We start from the raw sequence: 206 nt of genomic DNA on the forward strand, positions 1-206 counted from the left end.
AAATCTGACACGCTTGTTGTAGCGGTGAGTGTGCCGTCGTTTAATGCGCTGGCATCAATCGGATCAGTAACGTATTCGCCGTTTTGCACAAGCGCCGTGGTTTCAACTTGGTTTGTGCCATCACTGAGGATCACCGTCACAGTTTGGCCGTCTTCCACATCAGTCACAGTACCACGCACGACCATGGCGGCGCTTTCGCCGTTGCC

1 protein-coding gene is annotated in these 206 nt (G+C 53.9%); it reads right to left on the reverse strand.

Annotated features, from left to right (window positions below; all coding sequences use genetic code 11):
* The coding region (locus PSH48_RS21180) for a hypothetical protein (RefSeq protein ID WP_273612338.1) at positions 1–206 on the reverse strand (206 nt) is incomplete at both ends.

The sequence above is a fragment of the Pseudoalteromonas sp. Angola-4 genome, from assembly GCF_028599265.1.
In the GTDB taxonomy this organism is placed as follows: Bacteria; Pseudomonadota; Gammaproteobacteria; order Enterobacterales; family Alteromonadaceae; genus Pseudoalteromonas; species Pseudoalteromonas atlantica.